Source organism: Streptomyces kronopolitis, assembly GCF_050953795.1.
Taxonomy (GTDB): domain Bacteria; phylum Actinomycetota; class Actinomycetes; order Streptomycetales; family Streptomycetaceae; genus Streptomyces; species Streptomyces kronopolitis_A.
This window is the reverse complement of record NZ_CP191850.1, coordinates 2,604,781-2,625,387: the sequence shown is the minus strand read 5'-3', so window position 1 is coordinate 2,625,387 and position 20,607 is coordinate 2,604,781. Positions and strand designations below refer to the sequence as shown.

General features: G+C 73.4%; 16 protein-coding genes and 1 pseudogene. 10 read left to right on the top strand and 7 right to left on the bottom strand.

All coding sequences use genetic code 11. The annotated features are described in order from the left end of the window. Window positions 1-69: 69 nt before the first annotated feature. Window positions 70-501: a MarR family winged helix-turn-helix transcriptional regulator gene (locus ACQP17_RS11450; protein WP_433856178.1), complete on the bottom strand. Its 432-nt coding sequence runs from the start codon at window positions 499-501 to the stop codon at window positions 70-72. 87 nt (window positions 502-588) lie between these two features. Between ACQP17_RS11450 and ACQP17_RS11445 the strand changes: the two genes are divergently transcribed. The 7 genes and pseudogenes from ACQP17_RS11445 (at window position 589) to ACQP17_RS11415 (ending at window position 9,328) form a co-directional block, all read left to right on the top strand. Next, window positions 589-1,608: an NADP-dependent oxidoreductase gene (locus ACQP17_RS11445; protein ID WP_433856177.1), complete on the top strand. Its 1,020-nt coding sequence runs from the start codon at window positions 589-591 to the stop codon at window positions 1,606-1,608. 202 nt (window positions 1,609-1,810) lie between these two features. Further along, a complete protein-coding gene (locus ACQP17_RS11440; protein WP_433856176.1) occupies window positions 1,811-2,239 on the top strand; it encodes an organic hydroperoxide resistance protein in 429 nt (142 codons plus the stop codon). A 448-nt stretch (window positions 2,240-2,687) separates the two neighbouring features. Further along, complete coding sequence (locus ACQP17_RS11435) at window positions 2,688-2,813, top strand: hypothetical protein (RefSeq protein ID WP_268240263.1); 126 nt, start codon at window positions 2,688-2,690, stop codon at window positions 2,811-2,813. A gap of 761 nt (window positions 2,814-3,574) precedes the next feature. Continuing rightward, window positions 3,575-4,576, top strand: coding sequence for a LacI family DNA-binding transcriptional regulator (locus ACQP17_RS11430; RefSeq protein ID WP_433856175.1), 1,002 nt, complete (start codon window positions 3,575-3,577; stop codon window positions 4,574-4,576). Window positions 4,577-4,683: 107 nt separating this feature from the next. Next, entirely contained in the window at window positions 4,684-6,306 is a 1,623-nt protein-coding gene (locus ACQP17_RS11425) for a sugar ABC transporter ATP-binding protein (RefSeq protein WP_433856174.1), read from the top strand. Then, window positions 6,296-8,292 (top strand): annotated as a pseudogene (locus ACQP17_RS11420) (ABC transporter permease/substrate-binding protein). The gene ACQP17_RS11425 and the pseudogene ACQP17_RS11420 overlap by 11 nt, the downstream one beginning before the upstream one ends. A 109-nt stretch (window positions 8,293-8,401) precedes the next feature. Next, window positions 8,402-9,328, top strand: a complete 927-nt coding sequence (locus ACQP17_RS11415) for a ribokinase (RefSeq protein ID WP_433856173.1) — start codon at window positions 8,402-8,404, stop codon at window positions 9,326-9,328. 119 nt (window positions 9,329-9,447) lie between these two features. Here ACQP17_RS11415 and ACQP17_RS11410 read toward each other — a convergent pair whose 3' ends face one another. The 3 genes from ACQP17_RS11410 to ACQP17_RS11400 all read right to left on the bottom strand — a co-directional run bounded on the left by ACQP17_RS11410 (window position 9,448) and on the right by ACQP17_RS11400 (window position 13,178). After that, the gene (locus tag ACQP17_RS11410; protein ID WP_433856172.1) at window positions 9,448-10,851 is read right to left on the bottom strand and encodes a nitrilase-related carbon-nitrogen hydrolase; all 1,404 of its coding nucleotides are present in this window, start codon (window positions 10,849-10,851) and stop codon (window positions 9,448-9,450) included. A gap of 202 nt (window positions 10,852-11,053) precedes the next feature. Continuing rightward, entirely contained in the window at window positions 11,054-12,328 is a 1,275-nt protein-coding gene (locus ACQP17_RS11405; RefSeq protein WP_433856171.1) for a pyroglutamyl peptidase, read from the bottom strand. A 115-nt stretch (window positions 12,329-12,443) separates the two neighbouring features. Then, a complete protein-coding gene (locus tag ACQP17_RS11400) occupies window positions 12,444-13,178 on the bottom strand; it encodes a TetR/AcrR family transcriptional regulator (RefSeq protein ID WP_433856170.1) in 735 nt (244 codons plus the stop codon). Between the two features lie 139 nt (window positions 13,179-13,317). On the opposite strand from ACQP17_RS11400, the gene ACQP17_RS11395 reads away from it, so the two are divergent. Beyond that, a complete protein-coding gene (locus ACQP17_RS11395; protein WP_433856169.1) occupies window positions 13,318-15,897 on the top strand; it encodes a beta-glucosidase family protein in 2,580 nt (859 codons plus the stop codon). Window positions 15,898-15,947: 50 nt separating this feature from the next. Here the strand turns inward: ACQP17_RS11395 and ACQP17_RS11390 are convergent, their stop codons facing one another. The 3 genes from ACQP17_RS11390 to ACQP17_RS11380 all read right to left on the bottom strand — a co-directional run bounded on the left by ACQP17_RS11390 (window position 15,948) and on the right by ACQP17_RS11380 (window position 18,771). After that, window positions 15,948-16,649: a DUF4097 family beta strand repeat-containing protein gene (locus ACQP17_RS11390; RefSeq protein ID WP_433856168.1), complete on the bottom strand. Its 702-nt coding sequence runs from the start codon at window positions 16,647-16,649 to the stop codon at window positions 15,948-15,950. 116 nt (window positions 16,650-16,765) lie between these two features. Next, entirely contained in the window at window positions 16,766-17,812 is a 1,047-nt protein-coding gene (locus ACQP17_RS11385) for an aldose epimerase family protein (RefSeq protein WP_433856167.1), read from the bottom strand. 71 nt (window positions 17,813-17,883) lie between these two features. After that, the gene (locus tag ACQP17_RS11380; RefSeq protein ID WP_433856166.1) at window positions 17,884-18,771 is read right to left on the bottom strand and encodes a GDSL-type esterase/lipase family protein; all 888 of its coding nucleotides are present in this window, start codon (window positions 18,769-18,771) and stop codon (window positions 17,884-17,886) included. 321 nt (window positions 18,772-19,092) lie between these two features. Here ACQP17_RS11380 and ACQP17_RS11375 point away from each other — a divergent pair, with 321 nt between their 5' ends. Both ACQP17_RS11375 and ACQP17_RS11370 read left to right on the top strand, forming a co-directional pair. Beyond that, a complete protein-coding gene (locus tag ACQP17_RS11375) occupies window positions 19,093-19,587 on the top strand; it encodes a DUF3145 domain-containing protein (protein ID WP_364880965.1) in 495 nt (164 codons plus the stop codon). 112 nt (window positions 19,588-19,699) lie between these two features. Further along, window positions 19,700-20,590 (top strand): NAD(P)-dependent oxidoreductase, encoded by an 891-nt coding sequence (locus ACQP17_RS11370; RefSeq protein WP_433856165.1) that lies wholly within the window; start codon window positions 19,700-19,702, stop codon window positions 20,588-20,590. Window positions 20,591-20,607 lie beyond the last annotated feature (17 nt).

The following is a 20,607-nucleotide window of genomic DNA, read 5'->3' as shown; positions in this document are numbered from 1 at the left end:
GAGGGGGACTCGGAGGGAGCGGCGCCGAGGCCTGACGGGCGCCGCCCGCAGGCCCACGCCCCCGCTCACTCACTCCGGCACGAAGCCGAGCATCCGCTGGAGCAGCTCCCTGAGCAGCGTCCGCTCGGTGACCGTCAGCCGGCCGAGGGGCTCACGCGCGAAGCTCAGTGACGTACGCAGCGCCTCGGCCGTGCGCATGCCCTCGTCGGTCGGGGCGGCGAGCTTGACACGGCGGTCGGCCGGATCGGGACGCCGCTCGACCAGGCCACGGGACTCCAGGCGGTCCACGATGCCGGTGATGTTCGACGGCTCGCACTTCAGGGACTGGGCGATCTTGCGCATGGGCAGCGGCTCGAGGGAGAGCAGCCGGAGCACCCGGGCCTGCGCGCCGGTGAGGGAGTGCTCGGCCGCGGCGTGCTCGTACTCCTCGTAGTAACGGGCGACGACGGTGCCGATGAGATCGACGACCTCGACGGTCAAGGAGTCTGCACACGGTGTCATGCACACCAGGATACCCAATTGCTTGACAACATGAAATATCGAGGAGCATGATTGTTTCATCACCTGAAGCATTTGGAGGATCGAGCTATGTCCGCACTGCCCACGACCGGTCGCGAATGGCACCTCGTCGCCCGCCCGCACGGCTGGCCCACCCCTGAGGACTTCGCGCTGCGGGAGGCCGCGGTGCCCGAGGTCGGCGAGGGCCAGATCCTGGTCCGTACGAAGCACTTCTCCGTCGACCCGTACATGCGCGGCCGGATGAACGACGTGAAGTCCTACGTCCCGCCCTTCCAGCTCGACCAGCCGATGGAAGGCGGCGCGGTCGGCGAGGTCATCGCCTCGCGCGCTGACTCCGTCGCCGTCGGCGACCATGTGCTGCACAGCTTCGGCTGGCGCGAGTACGCGGTCGTGGACGCCAAGCGCGCCGCCAAGGTGGACCCGTCGCTGGCCCCGCTCACCGCCTACCTCGGCGTGCTCGGCATGCCGGGCCTGACCGCTTACGCGGGGCTGCTGGAGGTCGCCTCCTTCAAGGAGGGCGACGCCGTCTTCGTGTCCGGCGCGGCCGGCGCGGTGGGCAGCGAGGTCGGCCAGATCGCCAAGCTCAAGGGCGCCTCCCGGGTCATCGGCTCGGCCGGCTCCGACGAGAAGGTCAAGCTCCTGGTCGAGGAGTACGGCTTCGACGCCGCCTTCAACTACAAGAACGGCGATGTCAGCGAGCAGCTCAAGGCGGCCGCGCCCGACGGCATCGACGTCTACTTCGACAATGTCGGCGGCGACCACCTCGAGGCGGCCATCAGCTCCCTCAACGTCCATGGCCGTGCCGCCATCTGCGGCATGATCTCGATGTACAACTCCACCGAGCCGACCCCGGCGCCGCGCAACCTCGCCATGGTGATCGGCAAGCGGCTGCGCCTCCAGGGCCTCCTGGTCAGCGATCACGCCGCACTGCAGTCGCAGTTCGTCGAGGAGGTCTCCGCCTGGATCCGCTCCGGCGAGCTGAAGTACGGCGAGACCAAGGTCTCCGGCATCGAGAACGGCGCCGAGGCCTTCCTCGGCCTCCTGCGCGGCGAGAACACCGGAAAGATGATCGTGAGCCTCGAGGACTGACGGGCACGTCGCACGGCGAGATCCCGGCCGGGGCTGCTTCCGGCGGTGGCTGACGGCGGCGGTTCCGGCCGGGGCCGGCGGGGGCTTCGGACGAGAAAGTGTGTGGCTCTCCCACTACCCCCGTACCCCGGCCCGTTAGGCTCGGCGGCACGCCGTCGTGATCCGTGGGCGCGAGTCGCGGCGAACCACAGGAGGATTCGGTATGTCCATCCAGTCCGTCGATGTCGTCTACACCGCCGTCGCCACCGCTGAGAACGGCCGTGACGGCCGCGTCGCCAGCGACGACGGCAAGCTCGACGTGATCGTCAACCCGCCCAAGGAGCAGGGCGGAAGCGGCGCCGGCACCAACCCGGAGCAGCTCTTCGCGGCCGGCTACAGCGCCTGCTTCCAGGGCGCGCTCAGCGTCGTCGCCCGCCGGGAGAACGTCGATATCTCCGGCTCCCGGGTCACCGCCGAGGTCGGTATCGGCAAGACGCCCGACGGCGGCTTCGGCCTCGCGGTCGAGATCTCCGCCAAGATCCCGAACGTCGACGCGGCCACCGCCCAGGACCTCGTGGAGAAGGCGCACCAGGTGTGCCCGTACTCCCGTGCCACCCGGGGCAACATCGAGGTCAAGCTGACCGTCGCCTGATACGTGGCGCCAGAGGCCTGACACCTGGCGCCAGACGCCTGGAGTCGTCGGCGCTGTCGCACCAGGGCCGCATCCCACTACGGGGTGCGGCCCTGTGCGTTGGGGGTGTGGCCGGCTGTGATGCGTCCTGGTTCGGGGTGCGACCTGGGGGCGGGGCTCTCGTGCGTGGGGGGCGGTGCCCGGTGTTGTTATGTGGCCCCGTTCCAAAGCACCTTGGCTCAGGCGGTCGGTGCCTCGGGCTGGTGCTTCGGGGGGCGGCCCACACGCCGAGCCCGTCCCACGGTCCCACCGAGGTGTGCCCGGGCACGCGCGCCCGATTCCCGTCAGCGTGGCGTCAACTCGCGCTATTCTGGCGGCGCTTCACCACGTTCCTCCCCACAGCTCCACCGGCGCTCGGCCGGTGGGGGCCCTGGTCTCCGGGGCCTGTCCGGAGGAGCGAGGAGGAGTGATGGACGATCAGGACACGGAGCAGGAGAGCGACCGGTGGGCGCCGTCTGACAGATGGCAAGTGATCATCGGGGCGCTGGGCCTGGGTGTGGCGATCGTCGCGTGTGTGGGGCAGTTCATCCGCTGAGCCGGGTTGCCCCAGAGGGTCCGGACACGGCCGGTGCCCGCCGTCGAGGTGGGGAGGTCAACGGGGGAGTGCCCGGGCTCGACAGGTCTTCGGCGGCAGCCCCGGATTGTTCCGGCTCGGCGGTGGGAGTGATGCGGCTGATCTCCGAGTGATGTGTTCAACCGCCGTCGGACGTACTCGGCTGCCGAGTGGCGTGCCCAGTCGGTGCGTGGTGAGCCCGACGGCCACCTGATCTACCCGATCGCCGCGTGACGTGCCCAAGCCACCGCTGATGTCCCCGATCGCCGCCGAATGTGTCCAACCAGCGCCATGGTGTGCCCAATCGGCGAAGTGATGAGCTCGGCGATTGCTCGTTGCGCCCGGTCAATGATCGAACTGATTCCGTCTGATCCGTCAGCCCACCGCGAGGTGCCCGACACGGGCAACCTTGACGTATGGGCACCCTCGATGTGTGTGCCCCCTCGACGTACGAGCCCCTTCGACGTACGAGCCCCTTCGACGTACGGGCAACGGCCACCCTCGGCGGGCGGCCACCCTCGGTACGCGCCCGCAGCCCCCGACCCGCAGCCCCCAGCACACAGTCACCCCCACACACCCCCCCCATGTGACGCAGGCAACAACGACCCCGTCTTGACGTGCCCACCGTGTAATCGATTTCGTAGGCCCTCGCACCTCCCTGAGAAATCGATTACACCTCGATCTTGCGCAGCCGGTCCGGTGGGGCCGCTGGGTGATCGGACGGACAGAACGGCAACGGCGCCATGGCGAACATCAAGGATGTGGCGGAGCGGGCAGGAGTGTCCGTCGCCACGGTCTCCCGGGTCCTCAACGGGCGCAGCCCGGTTGCCGAGACCCGTGAGCGGGTGCTCGCCGCGGTGCAGGAGCTGGGCTACCGGCCCAACAACGTCGCCCGCGCGCTGCGCACCGCACGGACCGGCGCGCTCGGCCTGATCATCAGCGATCTGACCAACCCGTTCTTCACCGAACTCGCCGACGCCGTCGAGGACGAGGCCCGTAGCCTCGGCTACAGCCTGGTCATCGGCAACGCCGGCGAGCGCCCCGCGCAGCAGGACGACTACATCCGTACCCTGCTCGACCGCCGGATCGACGGCCTGCTGGTCAGCTCGGCCGGCACCGGCTCGACGATGCTCCGCGAGGTCGTCGCCTCCGGCACCCCGCTGGTCCTGCTGGACCGCACCGTGCCCGGCATCGACGCCCCCTGCGTACGCGCCGACGGCCGCGCCGCGCTCACCGAACTCGCCGGCCGTCTCGCCGCCCTCGGCCGTCGCCGGCCCGCGATCATCGTCGCCCCGGCCGGCACCCCGACCGGTGAGGAGCGGCTCGCACTTTTCCGTGCGGCGCTGGCCGCACACGGCCTCGCGCTGCCCGACGAGCGGGTGGGCAGCACCCCGGACCTCCAGCACACCGGCGGCCGGCGGGTGATGAGCGCGTTCCTCGACCTCGCCGAGCCGCCGGACGCGGTGCTGGCCACCGACAACCTGATGGCGCTGGGCGCGATGGACGAACTGCGCGCGCGCGGGCTGCGGGTCCCGGACGATGTGGCGCTGGTGGTCTACGACGACGTGCCGTGGTTCACCCACACCGATCCGCCGCTGACCGCCATCGCCCAGCCCACCCGCGAACTGGGCCGGGCCGCCGTGCACACCCTGCTCGCCCGGATCGAGGGCCGGCCCGCCGACTCGGTACTGCTGCCCGCCCACCTGGTCCCCCGTCGCTCCTGCGGCGAACCCCCGACCCCCTGAGCCCGCCGGGGACGGTGCACCGTCGGCCCCGCGATCCCCCACACCCGAAGCCACCCCCCCCAGTAACCACCCCCCGAACAACCACCCGAAGAAGAGAGGTGCAGCGCATGACCGGCGTCAAGGACGACGTACCGGGCGGCCGCCCACTGCTGCGTGTGGAGGGGGTGACGAAGTCGTTCCCGGGCGTGCGCGCGCTGGACGGCGTGGATCTGACCCTGCACGCCGGTGAGGTGCACGTCCTGCTCGGCGAGAACGGTGCGGGCAAGAGCACCCTGATCAAGATGCTCTCCGGCGCCCACCGCCCCGACGGGGGCCGACTCCTCGCGGACGGCGGCCAGGACGGCACGCACGAGGGCCTGCACGAGGTGCACATCCGCTCCGCGCAGGACGCCGAACGGCTCGGCATCGCCACCATCTACCAGGAGTTCAACCTCGTCCCGGGGCTGACGGTCGCCGAGAACATCTTCCTGGGCCGGCAGCCGCGCAACCGGCTCGGGCTGGTCGACAAGAAGGCGATGCGGACGCGCGCCGCCGCACTGCTGCGCCGCGTGCGGCTGGAGGTGTCCCCGGACACCCCGGTCGGCGAACTGGGCATCGCCCGCCTCCAGATGGTGGAGATAGCCAAGGCGCTCAGCCTGGACGCCCGCGTCCTGATCATGGACGAGCCGACCGCGGTGCTGACCTCCGAGGAGGTCGAGACCCTCTTCGAGATCGTCCGTGAGCTGCGTGACGGCGGTGTCGGCATCATCTTCATCACCCACCACCTCGACGAGATCGGCGTCCTCGGCGACCGGGTCACCGTCCTGCGCGACGGCCGCTCGGTGCGGGAGGTGCCGGCCGCCACCGACGAGGACGAGCTGATCCGGCTCATGGTGGGCCGCGACATCGCCGAGCAGTACCCGCGGCAGCGCCCGGACGCGCCCGGCGCGCCGGTGCTGCGGGTCCGCGGGCTGACCCGGCGCGGCTCCGCGGCCGGACCGGTCTTCGAGGGCATCGACTTCGAGGTGCGGGCCGGTGAGGTCGTGGGCCTGGCCGGGCTGGTCGGCGCGGGCCGTACCGAGGTCGTGCGGGCCATCTTCGGGGTGGACCGCTATGACGCCGGCACGGTCGAGATCGACGGCAAGGAGCTGGCCCGCGGCGATGTACGCGCCGCGATGCGCGCCGGGCTGGGCCTCGTACCGGAGGACCGCAAGGGCCAGGGCCTGGTCCTCGACGCGTCCCTGCAGGACAACCTCACCCTCGCCCGGCTCGACCGCGACACCCGCGGCGGGCTGGTCGACCGGGGCACCCAGCGGCGCGAAGCGGCCTCCGTGGCCGCGCAGTTGAAGGTCCGGATGAGCGGTCTGGGGCAGAGCGCCCGCACCCTGTCCGGCGGCAACCAGCAGAAGATCGTCATCGGCAAATGGCTGCTGACGGACACCCGGCTGCTGATCCTCGACGAGCCGACCCGCGGCATCGACGTCGGCGCCAAGGTCGAGATCTACCAGCTCATCAACGAACTGACGGCGTCCGGCCGGGCGGTGCTGATGATCTCCAGCGATCTGCCCGAGGTGCTCGGAATGAGCGACCGGGTGCTGGTGATGTCGCAGGGCCGGCTCGCCGGTGAGCTGCCGGCCGAAGCGGCCACCCAGGACGCGGTGATGGAGCTGGCGCTCCAGGTGCCCGCCCCCGACCCCAAGAGCACGAAGCAGCACGACGAGAGCGCGATGGAGGGCTCCGATGTCCACTGAGGTGAAGACAGGAGCCGCCGCCGAGGCGGTGGGACGGGCACCGGGCCACGACGGGCCGGCGCCGTGGCTGAGCCGGGCGGTCCTCAAAAACGGCCCGCTGGGCGGTCTGATCGCCCTGGTCGTGGTGATGGCCGTGCTGTCCAGGGACTTCCTCAACGGCCAGAACCTGCTCAATGTCGGCGTCCAGGCGTCCGTCACCGCGATCCTCGCCTTCGGCGTCACCTTCGTGATCGTCTCGGCGGGCATCGATCTGTCGGTCGGCTCGGTCGCCGCGCTCTCCGCCACGGTGGTGGCCTGGGCGGCGACCGGTGAGGGCCTGCCGGTGTGGCTGGCGGTGCTGCTGGGTCTGGCGGTCGGCGCGGGCTCCGGTCTGATCTCCGGTGCGCTGGTCGCCTACGGCAAACTGCCCGCCTTCATCGCCACGTTGGCGATGCTCTCGGTCGGGCGGGGCCTGGCCCTGGTCATCTCCGGCGGTTCGCCGATCGCCTTCCCCGGCTCGGTCGGCGCGCTCGGTGACACCCTCGGCGGCTGGCTGCCGGTACCGGTCCTCGTCATGATCGCGATGGGGCTGATCGCCGCGCTGATCCTGGCCCGTACGTATTCCGGCCGCGCGATGTTCGCGATCGGCGGCAACGAGGAGGCGGCCCGGCTCTCCGGCATCCACGTCAAGCGCCGCAAGCTCGTGATCTACGCGCTGTCCGGCCTGTTCGCCGCGGTCGCCGGCATCGTGCTCGCGGCCCGGCTCACCTCCGCCCAGCCGCAGGCCGCCACCGGCTACGAGCTGGACGCCATCGCCGCGGTCGTCATCGGCGGGGCCAGCCTCTCCGGCGGCTCCGGCAAGGCCTCCGGCACCCTCATCGGCGCCCTGATCCTCGCCGTCCTGCGCAACGGCCTCAATCTGCTGAGCGTCTCGGCGTTCTGGCAGCAGGTGGCGACCGGACTGGTCATCGCGCTCGCGGTGCTCCTGGACACGCTGCGCCGCCGGAGCGCGCGATGACGGCGCGGACGACATCCCGCACGGTGTCCGGAACCTCGCCGGCCGGGGCCCGGAGGGGATCGCGGAAGCCGGCGCGGAGGACGGTGGCGCTGGTGGCGGCGCTGGCCGCGACCACGGCCCTGGCGCTGACCGGCTGCGACCGTGGCGGCAACACCGACCTGGGGCTCGCGCTGTCCACGATGAACAACCCGTTCTTCGTCGGCATCAAGAAGGGCGCACAGGCCGAGGCGGACGCCCGTGGTCTGCACATCAACATCACCGACGCCCAGAACGACCCCACCCAGCAGATCAACCAGATGGAGACGTTCACCAGCCAGAACGTCAAGGCGGCCATCATCAACCCGGTCGACTCCGACGCCGCCGTCCCGGCCGTCGGCGTCGCCAACCGCGCGAAGGTGCCGGTGATCTCGATCGACCGCGGCGTCAACGGCGGCACGGTCGGCTCGACCATCGCCTCCGACAACGTCGCGGGCGGCCGGCTGGCCGCGAAGACGCTGGCCGACTCGCTCGGCGGCAAGGGCAAGGTGGCCTTCCTGGAGGGCCAGGCCGGTACGTCCGCCGCCCGGGAGCGCAGCCAGGGCTTCGAGGAAGGCATCAAGAAGTACCGCGGCATCCAGGTCGTGGCCCGTCAGCCGGCGGACTTCGACCGCACCAAGGGCATGGACGTGATGTCCAACATGCTGCAGGCGCACCACGACATCGACGGGGTGTTCGCCGCCAACGACGAGATGGCGCTCGGCGCGTCCAAGGCGCTGGGCGGCCGCTCCGGCAAGGACGTGAAGGTGGTGGCGTTCGACGGCACCCCGGACGGCGTCAAGGCGGTCGGCAAGGGCACGCTGACCGCGACCGTCGCCCAGCAGCCCGAACTCCTCGGCAAACAGGCCGTGGACTGGGCGCTCAAGGCGGCCCGCGGTGAGAAGCTGCCGCAGTCGGTCCGGGTGCCGGTGGTGCTGGTGACGGGCAAGAACGCCGCGCGGTTCGGCGGCTGAGCCCCCGGCCCGGCGGCGGGTCACGGCGGCGGAGCAGAACCGGGGAAGTGCACAGGAAGTGGGAGAGCGCGGAGACGTGGGAGAGCGGAGAGAAGTGGGAGAGCGGTGCATGTATGACGTCCTGGTGGTCGGTTCGGCCAACGCGGATCTGACGGTGCGGGTCGACCGGCGGCCCGGTGCGGGCGAGACCGTGAGCGGCACGGACCTGGTCGAGTCGGCCGGCGGGAAGGGCGCCAACCAGGCGGCCGCCGCGGCCCGGATCGGCGGGCGCACCGCACTGCTGGCGCGGGTCGGCGGCGATGCCTTCGGCGAGATGCTGCTGTCCGCGCAGCGCGCGGCGGGCACCGATGTCGGCCCGGTCATCGTGGACGACGCGGCCCGCAGCGGCACCGCGATGATCATCGTCGACCCGGACGGCGACAACAGCATCGTGGTCTCGCCAGGCGCCAACGCCGCCCTCTCCCCGCAGGACGTGGCCGCCGCGCAGGACACCATCGCCGCCGCCTCGGTGGTCTCCCTCCAGCTGGAGATCCCCATGGAGTCGGTACGGGCCGCCGCCGCGGCCGCCGAGCGGGCCGGCACCCGCGTCGTCCTCAACCCCTCCCCGGCCCCCGAAGCGGCCCTGGCCCCCGAACTCCTGGCGGTGGCCGACCCGTTGGTGGTCAACGAGCACGAGGCGCGGCAGCTGTCCGGGCGCGCCGACGGCAGCCCCGCCGAGTGGGCGCGGGCGCTGCGCGAACAGGGCGCCCGCTCCGTCGTGGTCACCCTCGGCGGCGACGGCGCGCTGGTCCTGGACGCCTCGGGCAGCGAGGACATCCCGGGCGTGCGGGTCAAGGCGGTGGACACCACCGGCGCCGGTGACGCCTTCACCGGCGCCCTCGCCACCCGCCTGGCGCGCGGCGACGCCCTGCCCGAGGCGGCGCGCTTCGCCGTACGGGTCGGTGCCGCCGCGGTCACCAAGCCGGGCGCCCAGCCCTCCTACCCGACCCTGGCGGAGCTGACGGCCACGGCGCCCGAGGAGCCGGCACAGGGCTGACAGCGGGGCGGCGAGCACGGACACCGGGACGGCGCGGGCCGGCGCCGGAGCGACGCATGGCCGGCGCAGGCGCGGAGCGGGGCCGCTGCCCGCGGGGCGCCGGCCGGCCAGGACCGGCCTCACCGCGCGGCCGGCTCCTTCGGGCCGTACCGCGCGTGGTCCGCGCCGGTCGCCAGTGCCCAGTAGCGGTCGCCGTAGGACCAGTGCCACCACTCCGTCGGGTAGTTGACCAGGCCCGCCGCGGTCAGCGCGGCGCGCAGCACCCGGCGGTGGGCGCGGGCGGCGGGCGTCAGATCCGGCGCGCCCGTGTAGCAGGCGCCGTCGCTCTCCTCGGGGGAGGCGTTGATCGGTGTCCCCATGTCGACCTCCGCGCCGTCCGCGGTGACCAGGGTCAGATCCACCGCCCCGCCCGCGCTGTGCGGGGCTATCCCGGGCGGGGAGACATAGCGGCTGGCGTCCTGGTGGCGGCGCTGCGGATCCCGGTCGGGGAAGGTGGCCCGCAGCTCGTCGGCGTACTCCTCGAAGTAGCGGCGCTGCAGTGCCGGGGGACGGTAGCCCTCGACGATCCGCAGCCGCAGCCCGTCCGGCAGCAACTTCTCGGCCGCCAGCAGCCGTTGCACCACCTCCTGGCGCAGATGCGCGAAGTGCCCCTGCGCGTCGTGTCGGTCGTCGGCCAACCACAGCGCGGGCGCCGCCGTCCGGAGGTCCACCAGCGGCTCACCGCACTCCTTGACGGGTATCGCGGCGACCGCCGGGTCCGCCATCAGCGTGACGTGGTCGCGGGCGTCGCTCAGCACCAGCTCCGCACCGTCGCCCGCGGTCCCCGCCACCGGCCCGCGCCACTCGGAGGCCGCCGCCACCCGCTCGCCGCTCGGCAGCCAGCCACTGCTGAGGCCGCACCCCGGGCCGCAGCTGCCGAGGCCGGTGCCGTTGGCCAACAGGACCTGAAGCCCGCTGTCCCGCGCCAGCTCCGCGTACCGCTCCAGGCGCTCGGGGGCGTCGTGGAAGGAGCTGGCGAGATAGACCCCGCAGCCGTCCGCCGCGGCCCGCGCCGGCACCTCGGGGAAGCTGCTGTCCAGGCAGGTGGCGAGCGCGAAGCGGATCCCGCCGAGGAAGAAGCGGCCGTCCGCGGCGCCCGGTGTGAAGACTTTCCGCTCCTCCGCGGACAGATGGCGCTTGTCGTAGCGTGTGAGCAGTCCACCGTCCGGACCCAGGACGAACGAGGAGATGGCCGGCCCGGCCGCGCCCTCGCGGGCCCGCCCCGCCGCGTTCACCACCGCCGCGACCCCGGCCGCCCGGCAGGCCTCGCGCACGGGCGCCAGCCGCGCATCGTCCTCGGTCACCGTCATCCCCACCGGGTCGGCGGCTATCAGACGCAGGTCGTAGTGCGTCAGGGCGAGTTCGGAGAACGTCACCAGGCCGGCGCCCCGGTCGGCGGCCTCGCCGACGAGCGCGGCCATCCGTGCGGCATTGGCGTCGATGTCGCCCGGCACGGGGGCGAATTGCGCGGCAGCAATGATCATTCGCCCATGATGCCCGGAGTCGACGCGGGGCGGGCGAGCCTGTGGACAACCGGCCCGCTGTGGACAACCGGCCCGCTGTGGACAGCCGCGCCCGGGTGGGCAGTTGGCCCCCTGTGGAGAACCGGCCCCGGCAGGCGGCCGGCCTCCGCCGCACAGCGGGCCTCCCCGCGGCCGACCGGTCCACTCGCCCGCCCCGCCGGCCCTACCCGCGTGCACCCTCCGACGCCGCCACCGTCAGGATCTCCCGCACCTGCGCGGTGATCGCGACCCGGTTGCGGACGAAGACCGGGTCGGTGACCGGGCCGGACGGATCGGTGTTGCCGGGGCCGAACTCCAGGACCGGGGTGTGCAGATGCCCGCCCGGCAGCGCCGGCCGCACCGCGTCCCGCAGCAGCGTCGCCCGGTAGGCGATCTCGTTGGACAGATAGTACCCGCCCCCGCCCGCACGCGCCGTGGAGCCCGCGGTCGGCCCGTCCGGCCGGTCCACCGGCGTGGTGGCGCCCGCCGGTATCTCCGTGACGGCGGTGTGGTCCACCACCGGATACGGGCCGGTCCCGGCGGCCACGATCCGTGCGTACGGCAGGCTGGTGACCGTCCACTGCGGCTGCGGCCGCACCGTGGGGACCCCCGCCGGAATCGGCACGGTTTCGGTGCGCGAGGCCCGCGCGTTGTCCGGATATCCGCCCCGCCAGGCCCCGTTGGTCCGCTCGACGTCGAACCGCCCGGGGCGCCCCTGGCTGATGGTGGTGAACAGGTCGGTCTGCCGCGGCCCGCCGCGGAAGTGCGGCAGCAGGGTGCGCTCCACCGTGCCCTGCGCGAAGTCCGCCCAGCGCACCGGGAAGACGGCGGTCTCGATCCGGGCCGGTTCACCCGACGCGGTCCGTACGGTGGCCCCGTCCAGGGCGAGCGCCGCCGCACCCGACGGGTTGCTCCGGCGTGCGTCGTCGTCCAGCTGGAAGGGGTCGAATCCGGTCACCACGATCCGCCGCACGTGCGTTCCGGCCGGCAGATCGATCGAGTCCTGTCCGCGCGAGCCCCGCTCCAGCGCGTCGAGGAGCGCGGCGCGCCGCGCCCCGTTCAGAGGGAAGTCCGCCTGCCACGTCCGCAGTTGACGGGTCATGCTCAGCCGTGCCCAGTACAGCGGCCGGTCGTCGTCCCGGCTCAGATCGCCGCCGTCCGGGCCGCGCCCCTGGGCCCGGTCCACGGCCCGCCGCCACAGCGCCCGCCCCTCGTCCCCGGTGTAGCGCAGGGCCTCGGGGTACGTCGTCACCCGTGCCAGCCCGGCCGCGAACTCCCCAGCCCAGGTGTCGAATCCGCTGCGCCGGAGGATCTCCTGCGGGGCGGCCTGCGTAAGCCTGCCCTCCTCGACGGTGCTGTCCGGCGCGGTGGCCGCATGGGCCGGTGCGGCCAGTGACAGCGGGACGGCGGCCAGCAGCGCGACACCGAGCGCGCCCATCCTGGTGCGTATGCGTCTCATGGGGGTGAGTAAAGCGGTGCGCGGGGCGGGGCGGTAGAGGCCCGGGACGCGACACCACTACGGAGAGGGAGGCGGTGAGCCCTCCGCCTTCCGGCCCGTCGGCCCGGCTCCGCCCTCAGCCCGACGAGAACCCGCCGCCCGCCCCGTCGGCCCGCTCGCCCCCGGGCCCGCCGTCCGCCGGTTCGCCCCCGGGCCCGTCGCCCGGCCCGCCGGACTCCTCCTCCCCCCGCCCCAGCAGCGCGAGGAAGTCCCGGAAGGCCGCCGGCATGTCCACCTCCTGGGGATCCAGCAGCCATTGGAGCTGGAGTCCGTCCAGTACGGCGACCATCAGCGGCGCCGCCCGCTCGGGTGTCAGGCCGCCGGGCAGGGTGTCGCCGCACTCCGCCCGCAGCACCTCGGCCAGCGAGGCGCGGACGGAGCGGAAGCGGGACTCGAAGAAGGCGCGGGCGGGGTGGTCCTCGGTGACGCTGTCGGCGGACAGCACCGTGTAGGTCCGCACGATGCCGGGGCGGGTGGCGTTGTAGTCGACGAGCGCGGCGAGGGTGCCGGTGCGGCTGCCGGACGCCGCTGCGGCCGAGGCCAGGTCCCAGCGGTCGCGCGCCTCCAGCACACCGACCAGCAGCAGTTCCTTCGTGGGGAAGTGGTGCAGCAGCCCCTGCTGGGTCAGTCCGGCCCGCTCGGCGACGGCGGCGAGGGTGGTGCGGCGGTAGCCGCGTTCCGCGATCAGCTCCATCGCGGACTCCAGGATGGCCTCGCGCCGCTCCAGGCGCCGGGCCTCCCGGCCGCCGCCACCGGCCCGGGGTGCGCCCCCTCCGCCCTCGCGGGGTCCGTCCTGATCTCGTGCAGTCACCGGCCGAGGGTATCCCTCGCGTGGAGATCCCGTACGGCTGATGTATCGGAAAAGTAACGGTCCCTACCGCGTGCCTGGTGAGCGGGTCAGAATCCGGAAAGGGGGCCGTACGACCACTCAGGGAACACCGGAGAACCGCATGACCGATGACCAGACCCACGGGCCCGCCGGTGCCACCGCCGACGCCGGCCCGCCTGCCGACGGCCGCGCCCAGGAGCACGCCGCGGCGGTGGAGCGGGCGCTCGCCGCGCTCGATCTCGACACCAAGGTCCGGCTGCTGTCCGGCCAGGACATGTGGACCCTGCCGGCCGTGCCGGCGATCGGGCTGCGGTCGCTGGTGATGTCGGACGGCCCGGTCGGGGTCCGGGGCCGCGAGTGGAGCACCGCCGACCCCTCCGTGGCGCTGCCCGGCCCCACGGCACTGGCCGCCACCTGGGACCCCGCACTCGCCCGCCGGGCCGGCCACCTCCTCGCGCAGGAGGCCCGCCGCAAGTGCGTGCACGTCCTCCTGGCACCCACCGTCAATCTGCACCGCTCCCCGCTGGGCGGCCGCCACTTCGAGTGCTATGCGGAAGACCCGCTGCTCACCGGCGCGATCGGCGCCGGATATGTCCGCGGGGTGCAGGAGGGCGGCGTCGGCGCGACGGTCAAGCACTTCGTCGGCAACGACGCCGAGACCGACCGGTTCACCGTCGACAACCGCATCGCGGCGCGCCCGCTGCGCGAGCTGTATCTCGCGCCCTTCGAGCACCTCGTCGAAAACGCCCGCCCCTGGGCCGTCATGACCGCCTACAACCAGGTCAACGGCACGACCATGACCGAGCACCGCGCGCTGGTCCAGGGCGTGCTGCGCGGCGAATGGGGTTTCGACGGCTGCAACGTCTCCGACTGGACGGCCGCCCGCGACACCGTGCGCGCGCTGCGTGGCGGCCTGGATGTGGCGATGCCCGGACCCCGGACCGTCTACGGCGCGCCTCTGGCGGAGGTCGTCCGTACGGGTGAGGTGACGGAGTCCGAGGTGGACGACGCGGTGCGCCGGGTGCTGCTGCTCGCGGCCCGCACCGGGTGTCTCGACGGGGTGCCGCCCGCGGTGGACCCGTCCGCGGTCCCCGGGGGCATCGACGGGCGGGCGGTGGCCCGCGAACTCGCCCGGCGCGGCTGTGTGCTGCTGCGCAACGAGCCCGTGGCCGGGGCGCGGCGGGCGCTGCCGCTGGACGGCGCGGCGCTTCGCAGGGTCGCGGTCATCGGGGCGGCCGCGCAGGACGCCCGGGTGCTCGGCGGCGGCTCCGCGACCGTCTTCCCCGAGGCGGTGATCTCCCCGCTGGAGGGGCTGCGCGCCGCGCTGCCCGAAGGCGTCGAGGTCAGCTACACCGCCGGCGCCGAGGCGCGCACCCGGGTGCCCTGCGCCCGCGACGGCTTCACCCTGTCCGCCCGCTACCTCGACGCGAACGGCCAACTCCTCGCCGAGACCGCGCAGTCCGACGGCGAGGTGCAGGTGCTGGGCCGCTTCCCGCGCGGCGTCACCGGGCACGAGCTGCACGCCGTCGAGCTGACCGGCAGCTACCTCCCGCAGAGCGGTGGCAGCCACACCTTCGCCGTCTCCGGCACCGGTCAACTGCGGCTGACCGTCGGCGGTTCGGTGCTCTTCGACGACCGGTGCGCGCCGGAGAGCGGCGACCCCTTCGAGGCGTTCATGCGCCCCGCCGAACGGCGGGTGACCGCGGAGCTGACGGCGGACGCACCCGTCGGGATCACCCTGCGGTTCGTGCCGGAGGGCGCGGACCTGGGCGACGGCCTGGACGGGCTGCGCTTCGCCCTCGGCCACCACCCGCCGCGACCCGACGCGGAGGCCCGGATCGCGGCGGCGGTCCGCGCCGCCGGGGAGGCCGATGTCGCGATCGTGGTCGTCGCCACCACCGAAGAGGTCGAGTCCGAGGGCTTCGACCGCGCTGACCTGCGCCTGCCCGGCCGCCAGGACGAGCTGGTCACCCGGGTCGCCGCCGCCAACCCGCACACCGTCGTGGTCGTCAACGCCGGCGCGCCCGTGGAGCTGCCGTGGCGCGAACAGGTCCCGGCCGTGCTGCTGAGCTGGTTCCCCGGCCAGGAGGCCGGCGCGGCGCTGGCCGATGTCCTGCTCGGCGACCACGAGCCGGGCGGACGGCTCCCCACCACCTGGCCGGCCCGCCTGGCCGACGCCCCGGTCACCACCGTCACCCCGGACGACGGTCAACTTCACTACTCCGAGGGAGTGTTCATCGGCTACCGCGCCTGGCAGCGGTCCGCCGTAGCCCCCGCCTACCCCTTCGGCCACGGTCTGGGCTACACCGACTGGGAGTACGAGTCGCTGGACACCACCCCCGACTCGGTGCGGGTACGCGTCCGCAACGCCGGCGACCGGCCCGGCCGTGAGGTCGTCCAGATCTATCTGGCGCCGACCGCGGACGCCGACCCGGACGCGCCCGAGCGCCCGGAGCGCTGGCTGGCCGGCTTCGCCGTCGTCGAGGCCGGCCCGGGGGAGAGCGCGGAGGCCGAGATCCCGCTGCCGGACCGGGCCTTCGCGGTCTGGGACTCCGCTTCCGATGGCCCGGCGGCGGGCGCGGACGCAGCGCGGCGGAGCGGGGCGGCCGACGGCTGGCGCCGGGTCAAGGGCGTCTACCACGTCGAGGCCGCGCGGAGCGTCGAGGACCGCCGGCTGACGGCGGAGGTCACCGTCGGCTGACCGGCCCGGGAGCGGGGGCGCCGCCCACCGGGCGCGCCCCCGCCGGTCCCTCATGAGGTCACCACCGACACATCACCGCCGCTCGTGCGCGCCGTCACCTTGTGCGCGGAGCGCCCGTCCACCGGCACGGCGACCTTGCGGTGTCCGCCGCTGGTCGAGGCGTCGACCGCGTACGAACCCTTCGGGAGGCGGATGGTGACATTGCCGCCGCTGGTGCGGCCCGCCACCTCGTCGGGCGCGGCGGCCAGCGTGAGGTCCACGTTGCCGCCGCTGGTCTTCGCCCGCACGGAGCGCGCCGCGCAGTCCGTGACCTCGACATCGCCGCCGCTGGTCTCCGCGGCGATCGCGCCCCGGGTGCCCCGCAGGGTGATGTCCCCGCCGCTGGTGCGCAGATCGACCGAGGCGGCGCGCGGCAGCAGCACCCGGTAGTCGACCTCGCAGCGGCGCCCCATGCCGCACTCCGCGGCCTTCAGCGTCAGCCGGCCGTCCTTGACCGTGTGGGCGGGGCTCGGCTTGCGGTCGTTGTAGCGGTACTTCTCCGTCACCCGGACCGGGCCGCGGCCGTCGACCGGCACGATCTCGATGTCCCCGCCGTGGGTGATCGCCGACAGTGCGCCGACCGTGCCCGCCACGGAGTACGTGCGCTGCGCCGTCTTCATCGGACCGTAGTCCGGCAGCGAGCAGCCCGCCACCACCAGCACGCCCAACGCCGCGCCGGACAGAAGCAGATGAGGAGCACGGAGGCGGGCCATGGTGTCGGATCTCCCGGGGCAGTCGGCGGATGCGGAGCGGACCGGAGAGCCGGTCACACCGCTCATCGTGCCGTCCCCGCCGTCACCGCGCGTCGCCGCACAGGATGACCTTCGCCCTAGGGTGCTCCCCCGGCCGGCGTACGCGCCGAGAAGCGGTACACGGTGTGCGTCCGGTAGGACGCGCCCGGCCGCAGCACGGTACCGGGGAAGTCCGGACGGTTGGGGGAGTCCGGGAAGTGCTGGGTTTCCAGGGCGATTCCGGCCCGGGGCCCGTAGGGGACGCCCGAGCTGCCGGTCAGGGATCCGTCGAGGTGGTCGGCGGTGTAGAGCTGCAGGCCGGGCTCGGTGGTGGCCAGCTCCAGCACCCGGCCCGACCGCGGGTCGGACAGCTCGGCGACCGTGCGCGGCGCCGCCACGGCCCCGCCGTCGAGCACGAAGTTGTGGTCGTAGCCGCCGCTCACCGCCCGCGCCGCCCGGAAGTCGAAACGGGTGCCGGCCACGTCGGCGGGCCCGCCGGGCAGCGGGATGCCGGTGCCGTCGACGGGCGTGTACCGGGACGCCGCCAGCCGCAGCTCATGGCCGGTCGCCGGGCCGCTGCCGTCACCGCCCAGATGGAGGTAGGTGTGATTGGTCAGGTTGACGACGGTCGGCGCGTCGGTCCGGGCCCGCGCGACGAGGTGCAGCGCACCGTCCGGGGTCAGGGTGTAGGTCACCCGCACGTCCAGGGCGCCGGGAAAGCCCTCCTCGCCGTCCGGACTGACCCGGTGCAGCTCCACGCCGCCGTCGACCGGCCGGGCGCCCCACACCACCCGGGAGAAGTTGCCCGGCCCGCCGTGCAGGCTGTGCCGCCCGTCGTTCGCCGTCAGCCGGTGCGTCCTGCCGTCGAGCGGGAAGGACGCCCCGGCGATCCGGTTCGCATACCGCCCGACCAGCGCACCGAAGTGCGATCCGCCGTGCGCGAGGTACCCGGCCAGGTCCCCGAATCCCAGGGCCAGTTGTGCCCGCGTCCCGTCCCTGTCCGGGGCCTGGACGCTCTGGATGATCCCGCCGTACGTCAGGACGCGTACCCGCAGTCCGCCCGGGTCCGACTCCAGGGTCCAGCGCTCGACGGGTGTGCCGTCCTCCAGCGCGCCGAACGGTTCCCTGCTGACCTGCGTCGTCATGCCCGTGAGCCTATGCCCGCCGGCTGTCCGCCGCCGACCGCCCGGGAGCGCCCGGAGCCGGTGCGCGGGCGCTACCGCCCCGGACGGGTGATCACCCGGTACGCCAGTGCCGCCAGCTCCTTCTGGCCGCGGGCGCCGGGGTGGAACCAGTCCCAGGTGCTCAACTGCCGCCCCGTGAAGCGGTAGTCGAAGACCGACGGGTCGAACCGGCACAGCGGATCCTTGCCGCAGACCTGCGCCATCGCGGAGTTGTACGCCTTCACGCGCTTCTGCACGCCGGCCCGCCGCTCCTGCGCCGCCTTCGTCAGATCGTCCGGATCGCGCAGCATCGACCCGCACAGGCCCAGCTTCCACACCTGCTTGCCGAGCGGGTTCTTGCGCCCCTCGGACCACAGCCGCAGCAGGTCAGGCACCGCCGCGACATACACCTGGGTGTGCGGCAGGGTCCGCCGCAGCTGCCGCATCGAGCGTGCGAAGTCGTCCCGGAAGCGGGTCTCGGGCGTCATCGCCGACACGTCGTTGCGGCAGGCGTCATTGGCGCCGATCAGGACCGTGACCAGCTCGGGCTTGCGGCGGACGGCCGAGGCGACCTGCGCGGGCAGATCGCTCATCAGCGCGCCGGTCCGGGCGAAGTTCCAGCTGTGGGTGGCGGGCTTGTCGACCAGCCGGCGGGCGAGGCTGTCGACCGCGGGGTCGGTGCCGGTGGCCCAGGAGACGCGGGGGCAGTCGGCGAGCACCGTACAGGCGTCGAAGCCGGCGGTGATGGAGTCGCCGAGGGCCGCGATCGAGCCGGGGTCGGTGCGCCAGACGGGTGCGGCCTCGCCGTGCCGCTTGCCCGACGCGCCGGAGCTACAGCCGGTGAGGGCGAGCAGGAGCGCGGAGACCGCGGCGACGGTACGTGAGGGGAACAGGCAACGGGAGTGACGGCGGGGGCGCAAGGGTCGATTGATCTGCGTCATCCCCTGTCCCCTCCGGCGTGCGAGTGATATCTCTTCGGGTACCGACGGTACGTCACCACCCGACCGGCGCCGCGCGGTAGCTTTGCCCCGTGCCTGCCGGGCGGTGACCCAACGTGGCAAGTGCAGTCGGCACAGACAAATTACATCACGTCATTTCCTGTCCCATTTGCGGCAAATTCCGCCTAATGGTGTTTACTGTAGGTCACCAGCACGCTGGTGCCGAAGTGACCACTGGGGCAGAATGACAACTGTCCCGGCCGCAACCGGAACGGGCACGAGGCCGCTGGGGAAGGCGAACCTCGAACCGCACTGGAGGTCCCGGTGACGACACGTGGAGTTCTGTACGTCCACTCCGCTCCGCGCGCGCTGTGCCCGCACGTTGAATGGGCCGTGGCGGGCGTCCTCGGCGTGCGCGTCAATCTCGACTGGATCCGCCAGCCGGCGTCCCCGGGCACCTGGAGAGCCGAGTTCTCGTGGCAGGGCGAGGCCGGTACGGCCTCCAAGCTGGCCTCCGCGCTGCGCGGCTGGCATCTGCTGCGCTTCGAGGTGACCGCCGAGCCCTGCGCCGGCGCCGAGGGCGAGCGCTACAGCTCCACCCCCGACCTGGGCATCTTCCACGCCGTCACGGGCATCCACGGTGACATCCTGATCCCCGAGGACCGGCTGCGCGCCGCGGTCGCCCGCTCCGCGCGCGGCGAGACCGAGCTGGCCGCCGAGGTCGACAAGCTCCTCGGCAAGCCCTGGGACGACGAACTGGAGCCGTTCCGGTACGCGGGCGAGGGCGCCCCGGTCCGCTGGCTGCACCAGGTCGTCTAGGGCGTGTCGCCGGGCCCGTCGCGCGGGCCCGCTCCGCCCGGCACGCCGCCGGTGTCGCCCGACACGCGCCGGCCTTTGCCTTCGAGTGCACTTCACCTCCTAGCGTGCCGGTATGGCTGACAACAACGCTTCCGACATCCGTTCCGTGGCGGTGCTCGGCACCGGAATCATGGGCGCCGCGATGGCCCGCAACCTCACCCGGGCCGGTCTGGACGTCCGCGCCTGGAACCGCACCCGCGCCCGGGCCGAGCCGCTGGCCGCCGACGGGATCCGCGTCACCGACACCCCCGCCGAGGCCGTGGACGGCGCCGACGTGGTCCTCACGATGCTGCTCGACGGGCCCGCGGCCCTCGACGCGCTGCGGCAGGCCGCGCCCGCCCTGTCGTCCGGTGCGCTGTGGCTCCAGATGGGCACGGTGGGAGCCGACGGGCTCGCCCCGCTCGCCGCATTCGCCGCGGAACACGGACTGCGGTTCGTGGACGCACCCGTGCTGGGCACCAAGGATCCTGCGGAGAAGGGGGAGTTGACGGTCCTGGCGGCCGGACCGCGCGAGGTGCGCGAGCGCGCCGAGCGGGTCTTCGGCATCGTCGGGAGCCAGACCCGGTGGGTCGGCGAGGACGCCGCCGACGGCGCGGCGAGCCGTCTCAAGCTCGTCGTCAACACCTGGGTGCTCACGGTCATCAGCGGTACGGGTGAGTCTCTGGCGCTCGCCAAAGGGCTCGGGGTGGACCCGCGGGACTTCCTCGCCGCGGTCGCCGGCGGGGCGCTCGATCTGCCCTACCTCCGGCTGAAATCCGAGTTGATCCTGTCCGAGAACTACCCCGCGAGCTTCACCGTCTCCGCCGCCCGCAAGGACGCCCGGCTCATCACCGAAGCCGCCCGGGACGCCGGCGTCCATGTCGATCTGCTGGCCGCGGCCGCCGAGCGCTTCCGCCGCGCCGAGGGACAGGGCCACGGCGAGAAGGACGCGTCGGCCGCGTACTACGCCGGCTTCGACGCCTGAAACGGCAGGGGGCCCGC